Source organism: Actinomyces sp. HMSC065F12 (assembly GCF_001814535.1).
GTDB lineage: Bacteria > Actinomycetota > Actinomycetes > Actinomycetales > Actinomycetaceae > Pauljensenia > Pauljensenia radingae_A.
The window spans coordinates 92,154-101,099 of the sequence record NZ_KV816968.1; the positions used below are offsets into that span (position 1 = coordinate 92,154).

General features: G+C 60.0%; 5 protein-coding genes. 2 read left to right on the plus strand and 3 right to left on the minus strand.

Annotated elements, in window-relative coordinates; translation table 11 throughout:
- Positions 1–60: 60 nt before the first annotated feature.
- From HMPREF2975_RS04695 to HMPREF2975_RS04705, 3 genes are all read right to left on the minus strand, one after another.
- Positions 61–2,400, minus strand: coding sequence for a transglycosylase domain-containing protein (locus tag HMPREF2975_RS04695; protein ID WP_070726054.1), 2,340 nt, complete (start codon positions 2,398–2,400; stop codon positions 61–63).
- A gap of 136 nt (positions 2,401–2,536) precedes the next feature.
- Positions 2,537–4,006: an NADP-dependent phosphogluconate dehydrogenase gene (gene gndA / locus HMPREF2975_RS04700; RefSeq protein ID WP_070726055.1), complete on the minus strand. Its 1,470-nt coding sequence runs from the start codon at positions 4,004–4,006 to the stop codon at positions 2,537–2,539.
- Between the two features lie 132 nt (positions 4,007–4,138).
- Entirely contained in the window at positions 4,139–5,563 is a 1,425-nt protein-coding gene (locus tag HMPREF2975_RS04705; protein WP_083314423.1) for a CCA tRNA nucleotidyltransferase, read from the minus strand.
- 212 nt (positions 5,564–5,775) lie between these two features.
- On the opposite strand from HMPREF2975_RS04705, the gene HMPREF2975_RS04710 reads away from it, so the two are divergent.
- Both HMPREF2975_RS04710 and HMPREF2975_RS04715 read left to right on the plus strand, forming a co-directional pair.
- Positions 5,776–6,312: an NUDIX hydrolase gene (locus HMPREF2975_RS04710; RefSeq protein ID WP_082628632.1), complete on the plus strand. Its 537-nt coding sequence runs from the start codon at positions 5,776–5,778 to the stop codon at positions 6,310–6,312.
- Entirely contained in the window at positions 6,312–8,825 is a 2,514-nt protein-coding gene (locus HMPREF2975_RS04715; RefSeq protein ID WP_070726057.1) for a DUF6049 family protein, read from the plus strand. The genes HMPREF2975_RS04710 and HMPREF2975_RS04715 overlap by 1 nt, the downstream gene beginning before the upstream one ends.
- The last annotated feature ends 121 nt before the right edge of the window (positions 8,826–8,946 follow it).

Consider the following 8,946-nt stretch of genomic DNA (forward strand, 5'->3'; position numbering starts at 1 on the left):
GATTTTCATGCAGTCGGATAGCCAACCGGCTAGGCCCACGTGCCCACCAGCGCCAGACGCCTAGGAGGATTGAGAGCCGCCCGTATCGTGGTCGTCATCGTGACCCTGACCAGGCTGGCTGGGCTGAGTCGGTTCAGCTGGTTCGGGTTGTGTGGGCTGAGTCGGCTGGGTGGGCTGGACCGACTGAGGTTGTGTCGGCGTTGGTGGAGTGTTCTGTTGAACTGGGTTCGGTTCGGTGTACCACGAGTAGTCACCGTTAGGCAGGTCAGCAGTTGCAGCCTCCATGAATTTCACCCACACGTCAGCTGGCCAGTCGCCTCCGTGGAACTGATACAGGCCGCCGATGTTATCCAGCGAAACCGGGTTGCCGGCCTCGTCGGACTGATACATCGAGACACTGGCGACAAGGCCCGGAACCATTCCAACAAACTGTGCGGACTTCTGATCATCTGACGTACCAGACTTACCGGCCGCTTCACGTCCCAGAACTGCCGCCTTCTCACCGGTGCCACCCGGCTCCATCACTGCCTTGAGCGCCGGCATAATCGCGCTGACCGTCTCTGCATCAAAGACCTTTTCCGACTCAAGCTGCGCGCTGTAGACCTTGTTGCCAACAGAGTCACGCACCTCTCGCAGGATATGCGGGTTCATCCGTGTCCCGCCGTTGGCGATAGTGGCATACGCATGGGTGAGGTCAATGTTGTGCGTTGATGCCACACCCAACGTGTTGAGCAGCGTCGCATCGAGCCCGTTCGTGTCTTCAGGGATTCCCAGCTTCACGGCTGTGTCCACTGTCGCCTGCGGACCGACTTTCTCATTCAACGTCACAAAAGCCGTGTTGATTGAATAGGACGTTGCCTTAATCAACGACACATTACCCCACGAGGTGTTCCCCACGTTCGACACTGGTTCAGCCAGGCCGTCAAATGAGCGCGGTGAACTGCCATCAACCTGATCGTAGACACTGCCGCCCTGATCGGCATACGCCAGCAAGGTAAACGGCTTGAAGGTTGAACCGGCCTGTGCAATGTCATCAGTGACCGCATTACGTTGAACTTTTTGATAGTCACTGCCCGCAAACTCAGCGACGATCTCCCCCGTTGCAGGGTCAATGGCAGACAGCGCCACGTGCATGGAATCAGGGTTCCATCCCTCGACCTCGTTCATCATCTGGGCCGCATTGATTGCGGCTTCCTGACGAGCCTTGTCGATAGTGGTGATGATCGACAGGCCACCCGAATCGATCTGCTCATCAGTGAACGCACCTGTCTCGGCCAGCTCGCGACGCACCTGCTGCAGGAGGTAGCCGGTCGTCCCGGTCATTGACGAGGTCGTCTCCTGGAAATCAATGGTCTGCGGGAATTGCTGCTGATCTGCTTCCGCCTGGTCGATCCACCCGTCCTGCACCATCAGTGAGATGACTCGTTCCCACCGTGAGTGCGCCATATCAGGATCTTCTGCAGGATCCCACGCCGATGGTGCCGGGATGATCCCTGCCAGCAGCGCGGATTCTGACAGGGTCAGTTCTGATGCCGGATGTCCGAAAAAGACTTTCGAGGCTTCTTCGATGCCGTAGGCTCCCCGGCCGAAATAGATAGTATTGAGGTAGTTGCCCAGCACTTCGTCCTTGGTTTGCTCACGGTTGATCTTCACCGCCAGGACCGCTTCCTTGACCTTGCCTTTCAGCGAAGTAGTCTCACCCATGTAGTAGCGCTCCACGTACTGCTGGGTGAGCGTGGAGCCACCTTGTCGCGGCAGTCCTCTCAGATTATTGACGAGGGCACGCGCAATGCCTTTCAGATCTATTCCGGAGTTGGAATAGAAAGTGCGGTCTTCGGAGGCAACAACGGCCTGCCCCACATAGTCCGGCAATGTGGACGTGTCGATAATGGAGCGATTGATCTCAGAGAACTTCCCCATCTCGGAGGTGCCGTCCGCGTAATACACGGTGCTGGTCTGAGCCAAGGCCACCTGGTCGGCCTTGGGAATATCCAACGTGGCGTACAGGAACAGGAAGGATGCCAGTCCGGCAATAATGACGCCGAGGACGCTGAACACGAAGGCAAGGCCGATGCGTTTACCCCATGACCGCCTTTTGCGCCCATTCGCTGTGCGTCCACTGGTCTTGCGTGAGTTCGACCGGCTGGTTTCGCCTTTCCGTCCACCGGCATTGCCTGCCGCAGCGGAGCCAGCCTGCCTGGAAGTCCCGGGCGACGAGTTGGAAGCGGATGACCGACGGGTTCCTTCATGTCGCGCTGCGCGCTTGGGGAATGCCGGATCGGGACGCATCGCCCCTCGCGATGTGCCGTGCGATGAGCGGGACGAGTGACGCCCGTTCTTGGCCTCATCCGGATTCATCCTGCCGTTTTTCGACACGCGTTCACCTTTCGTTACAGGCACCGTCTCTATGAGCCTTGCCCTTCAGCGTAAGCATGTCGACGGTGATCGCGCCATGAACCGCGCCACTATTCCCCTCGTTTCACATGGAAATCCCAGCTTTTCCATGAAGGGAATCACACCTGGGTATGGTCCGAGCCTAGTCCCACTGTTCTTCGGGCTTGCCCTCGTCAGCCCACCGCGTGTGGAATGTTCCCTCGCGATCGACGCGCCGGTAGGTGTGCGCGCCGAAGAAATCACGCTGACCCTGAATCAGTGCTGCCGGCAGTCGGTCGGCACGCACCGTGTCGAAGTAGGCCAGGCACGACGAGAACACGGGGGTAGGAATGCCGTGCGTCGCTGCCAATGCCACAATCTTGCGCAGTGACGGGATGCATTCCTCGATCCGGGAGGCGAAGGGTTCGGCTGCCATGAGCAGAGGCAGATCGGGATCCTCGTCGTATGCCTGCCCAATGTCGGACAGGAACGTGGCACGAATGATGCATCCTGCGCGCCAGATCCGCGCCACAGAGGCCTTGTCAATCGTCCAGTTGTAGGCGTATGCCCCCTGAGCGATCTCATCGAATCCCTGTGAGTAGGCGATGATCTTGGAGGCGAACAGGGCGCGTCGTACGTCCTCAACAAAGGAGTCATGATCGGCCTGTTCTACCTTCAGTTCCTGGGCGTGGCCCTCCATGTGTTGTGCGGCTTCACGCTGCGTGGTCTGCGAGGATGCGCCGCGCGCAAAGGTTGCTTCAGCAATGGCGGTGACGGGAACTGCCAGGTCCAGCGCTGTTTGCACGGTCCACTTGCCGGTGCCCTTCTGCGATGCCTGGTCCACGATCATATCCACCAGCGGCTCACCTGTGCTTGCATCCTTGTGGCGCAGCACCTGCGCCGTGATCTCGATGAGGTACGAATTCAGCTCGCCCGCATTCCATTCGTCGAAAATGTCCGCCAGTTCGCACGGTGTAGCACCCATGCCGCGGCGCAGCACGTCGTAGGCCTCCGCGATGACCTGCATATCTGCGTATTCGATGCCGTTGTGTACCATCTTGACGAAGTGACCCGCGCCATCAGCACCCACGTGCGTACAGCACGGCTCGCCGTCCACATGGGCGGAAATCGTTTCAAACATCGGGCCAAGGCGCTTGTAGGACTCTTCGGTTCCACCCGGCATGATGGACGGCCCCCACAGAGCACCTTCCTCACCGCCTGAAACGCCAGCACCGACAAAGTGCATCCCACGCTCACGCACCCACTTTTCACGGCGAATCGTGTCAGTGAACAGGGAGTTTCCACAGTCCACGATAATGTCACCCTCGTCCATGTGGTCCGCAAGCTGTTCGATGACCCAGTCAGTGGCCTCACCTGCCTGCACCATAATGATGGCCACGCGCGGCTTTTCGAGCGATTTCACGAAGTCTTCGGTGGTTTCCGAGGGAATGAAGATGCCCTCGGATCCGTCGCCATGTTGGTCCATGAGGCGCAGCGTGCGACCGGGTGAACGATTCGTCACCGCAGTGCGATACCCGTTGCGTGCGAGGTTACGCGCAAGATTCGACCCCATCACGCCCATTCCATACACGCCAATATCAGCACTTGCCGTTTCAGGTGAAGTAATCGTCATCGTGAGCTTCTTTCATCCTTTGTCGTGGCGCGAGGGCGTCTGATCCGCGCTATGACGCCCTTCACATTCAGTGTACAGTCCGGCCACTGTTTTACGGTGCGAACGCCGTGCCTTGGGCGGCCGGCGGGTGTTTCAGTCCCTGGCACCCTGCCGGGTCCACCAGCGCAGTAGTTCCTCACGTGCCGCGTCCTGACCCATCGGGCCGTTCTCCATGCGCAGGTCCAGCAGGTGCTGGCGTGCTCGACCCACATCGCGGCCAGGTGGAATGTTGAGGATTTCCATGATCTGACTGCCATCCAGATCCGGCCGGATCGCATCGAGTTCTTCCTGTTCACGTAGTTGAGCGATGCGTGCTTCCAGATCGTCATAAGCGGCCGACAAGTGCATCGCTTTCCGGCGGTTGCGCGTCGTGCAGTCAGCTCGAGTGAGGCGGTGCAGGCGCTCCAACTGGTCACCAGCATCAGCAACGTAGCGGCGCACAGCCGAATCAGTCCAGGCCTGTTCGCCATAACCGTGGAAACGCAGATGCAGCGCCACCAGATGCGTCACCGCATCAACTGTGTGTCTGTCAAAGGTCAAGGCCTTGAGGCGTTTGCGCGTCAGTTTCGCGCCGACAATCTCGTGATGGTGGAACGACACGGTGCCGTCTTTTTCAAAGCGCCGCGTGGCAGGCTTGCCCACATCGTGCATGATCGCGGCCAGCCGCAAAATCAGGTCCGGTGCCGGCACAGGGCCATCGAGCCCGGTTTCCAGGTCCATCGCCTGATCGAGCACGGTCAGCGTGTGCTCGTACACGTCCTTGTGGCGACGGTGTTCGTCGCGCGTATCGACCAGTGCGTCCAGCTCCGGAATGACAACAGCTGCCACGCCGGTGTGCACCATGACTTCGATGCCGCGCCGCGGGTACGGGCTGACCATCAGGCGTTCAAATTCGGCCCGGATCCGTTCGTTGGACACAATCGACAGCCGTGAGGCCATCGACTCCATCGCATCCATCACATCCATGTCGACGTCGATGCCCAGTTGGGCGGCAAAACGCGCCGCACGCATGATGCGCAGCGGGTCGTCGTCGAATGATTGTTGAGCGGTGACAGGTGTGCGCAGGCGTCCGTCGGCCAGATCGTCAAGACCGTGGTGAGGGTCCACAAGTGCCATCGTCGGCAGCCGCATCGCCATGGCGTTGACAGTGAAGTCTCTGCGCGTCAGGTCTCCCTCGAGCGTGTCTCCGAATGTGACGTCAGGCTTGCGTGAGCCGATGTCATACTCGTCGCACCTGTATGTGGTGATTTCCACAACGATGTGATCTTTGCGTGCCCCGATCGTGCCGAACTTCTTGCCGATGTCCCACACGGCGTCGGCCCACTTGCTGAGCAGCTCCTCGGTTTCGTCGGGGCGTGCCGATGTTGCGAAGTCGAAGTCATGCGGCGTCACGCCGAGGAACGCGTCGCGCACAGGTCCGCCCACCAGCGCAATTTCCTGGCCAGCGTCGTCAAAAAGGTGCGCCATTTCCAGTACTTGCGCAGGTAGATGGCTGAATGTGCGTTGAGCGTTGACCAGCAAAGCTGGCACGTCCTGAGATCCGACACCCTCGAGTGCGCGTGTCTTCACACCGTGTCCTTTCAGTTGCTGGCGGTCAGCGTGGGAACCGTGCTTGTGCGTATCCATTACGTACTAGAGTGCCACGTTTTCAGGCCTCGAAAAACCTCAGGAGCCGCGACGCAGGAATGTCACGTCACCCGCCATCGCTCCAAGACTAATAGAGTGGAACTATGTCAGCCCGTCGTTATGAGCGCCGTGTGGGGACACCTCGTCCCCCACGCCACCATGCCTCGATACGGGCGTATCACTCTGCCAGTTCCCGCCTGCCGATTGTGGGAGAAACATCGGCGGGCGGCCTCGTTATCGATGTTGTCAACGGTACCCCTTACGCGGCGATCATTGCGCGACGTAACCGGGCCGGCCGCATCGAATGGTGCCTGCCGAAAGGCCACCTGGAGGGACGCGAAACCGCTCAGGAAGCCGCATTGCGCGAAGTTGCGGAAGAGACGGGGATTACCGGACGGATCATTCGTCACCTCGCGTCGATCGACTACTGGTTTTCCTCTCCTGATCGGCGTGTTCACAAGGTGGTGCACCACTTCCTCATGGGCTACGTGTCGGGATCGATCACCGTGGAAATGGACCCTGATCACGAAGCTGAAGACGCGTCGTGGGTATCCTTGCAGCAGCTGATGCGCCAACTCGCCTATCCGAACGAGCGTCGTATCGTCAGAATCGCATTGGATCTTTTGTACCGGGACGTGTGATGAAGAGCCGCGCACGCGTTTTCTCCACGGTCGTCACTGCCATTGTGACTGCCGCGTGCCTGTGCGCGCCCGCGGGTGCCTCGAGCATGCCACTAACTGACACCAGTGCGCGTGTTGCTTCTTTTACTTCCACGTCCGAGGGTGACCCGTCCGGTATTCACACCACGCGCCCCAGCGTGCTCGGTGAAGCCGATGAGGGCGGCAATCTGCAGGTGTCGATCACGTCGATCACACCCACTGTCCTTGATGACACGTCAACGCTCACCGTGTCGGGCACATTGACGAACCTTTCGGGTGCACAGGCCACCTCGTCAACTGTGCTGCGCCTGTTCATGTCCGTCCATTCAGCGGTCGCGGCACCTGACCTGAGCGCATACTTTTCGGGCCACACTGATGCCGGCATCCCGGTAGCCGAACGCACCATCGACAGGCAGCTTGGCCCGCGTCAGAAAGTGGGTTTCACCTTGTCGGTTCCCGCCGAGGAGCTGCCGCTGGATGACAGTTTTGAGTGGGGGCCGCGCGGTATTTGCGTCCAGGCGCAGGCCACCACTGATGAGGGTGATATAGACGGTGAGGACCGCTCCGTGGTCGTGTGGGATTCTTACTATGAGCGTCAGCAGACACCCATATCGGTGCTGGTTCCTTTCACGTCGACTCAGGCATTTGGCTCCACGGAGCAGTGGAAAGCTCTCAGTGAACTTGCCCGCACACCAGGCGTGACACTGGCTGTTGATCCTGAAGCGTTGACCAGTTTTGTGCGCACCGGCATTCTTGACGCCGACGGGCGGCTGCGCTCACCGACTGCGACCGCTGACCAGGCTCAATCTGCCGGGACAAGCGCCCAGCCGCAGTCGACTGCTCCGACCAGCCAGTCCCAATCCACTGCCCGTTCCGATTCTGATTCGGCCTCCCCGGCGCAATCCGGTAAAAGCAGCCAACCTGAAGGCACTCAGTCCGACAGCGCGAACGGCACGGCGGCAGATGCAGGCTCTCAATCCGGCGATCAGCCTCAAAGCGGAAGCGCCGGTCCAGCAGAGATGACTCCGTTTCCTCATTGGCCTTCACCCAGGTACCCCACACCGTCATGGTGGCATTCACCGGCAACTTCCGCGTTTGTCTCGCGCGCACTGGACACCCTCGTCGGATCGGGGGGGCAGGTTGTTGCCCTGCCCAGCATGGATGCAGACCCCGCTCGGCTGCAAGAGCTAGGCGATGAGCGTCTGACCGAACTGGCGCGTGAGTCGATGAGCGTTTTCGGCACGCTGTCCACGCCCGAGCAGGTCGTCAATCAGGCCGGTCAGGCAGATTCGACCACATCACGCACTGGTTCAGCTCAGTCAGTCAGCGTCATCGGATCAGTGCTGTGGCCACGCTCATCGACTTTCGGGCTGTCCATGCTGCCGGAGTCAACTGGCCGCACGATCATTGCACCCGCCGGTGAAGTCGCGCCTCCCGAGGACGCCTCTTTCACATCCGTGACACGCGTCGAAGTCGATGCTGATGATGGTCACACCCACACGGAGGGCGCATCTGATTCGACTCGCACGGTGCTGACCTCGACTCGTGAGCTCACGGAGTTGCTGGCGTGGGATGCGCCTACAGACAGCGATGAGCTGGATGCGCGTCAGGCAGCCCAGGCAATGGGTGCTCTGATCACGCGTCAGCTTCCCAATATCGCCCGACCTCAGCTCGTGACCGTGGCGCGCAACACCGCCGTCAACTCCGAACTGGTATCACGTATCCGCTCCCTGACACAGTCGGACTGGATGGCACCGCGTTCCTTCGCCGAGATTGCAACGTCAGAGCCCACCGATACCGAGCGTGAAGACGTACATCCCACACCTGAGGTCCCTGACCATTGGGAGCACACACTGCACACGCTGAACGAAGTACGCGCTCAGGTTGCAGCCTTGGCGACCGCACTCGACGAACCCCACCAGCTGACGAGCGTCGTCAACATGGCGATGCTCAACGCCGTCAGTGCAGGACACGACGATGATCACGCCATTGAGGCGGCGAAGAACCTGCAGGGAGCGATCAGCGAGCTGTACTCACTGGTCCATGCCGAACCATCAGCGACGATCAATGTCATTAACAAGACGGCTGCGTTCCCTGTGCGCGTGACGAATAAGCTGCCGTGGACAATCACCGTCACCGCAACGCTGAAACCTGACGATGCGCGTCTTCGTGCGACACCCAGCGCCGCTCAGCCCCTCGAGGCGAACTCCACTGGTAACGTCGAAGTTCCAGTTCAGGCCATCGGATCGGGGAATATCGACGTCACCTACATTGTGGCCACACCGCGTGGCACCATACTCGATAGCTCTCAGTCCGTCATGGTACGTTTGCGCGCACAGTGGGAGGATATTGGGACGTGGTCAATCGCGGGGCTGGTTGCAGTGGCGTTCTGCGTCGGTTTGATTCGCAATGTGCGCTCGCAGTGGCGATCACGCGACCCGTTAGTGTCGTCGCGACGCAAGCACACACACTCAGATGATGGAGACACACCATGAACCAGTCACACGATGCATCTGATTCGCGTGCCCCCAGGCAGACGTCCCTGCTGAAGTCGTCAGCCATCATGGCGTCAGGCACCCTGGTCTCCCGCATCCTCGGATTCGTGCGAACCGCGCT

Coding starts and splice junctions, on each gene's coding strand:
- gndA (WP_070726055.1), bottom strand. CDS start 4,006: ATGACGATTACTTCACCTGAAACGGCAAGTGCTGATATTGGCGTGTAT.
- HMPREF2975_RS04710 (WP_082628632.1), top strand. CDS start 5,776: ATGTCAGCCCGTCGTTATGAGCGCCGTGTGGGGACACCTCGTCCCCCA.
- HMPREF2975_RS04715 (WP_070726057.1), top strand. CDS start 6,312: ATGAAGAGCCGCGCACGCGTTTTCTCCACGGTCGTCACTGCCATTGTG.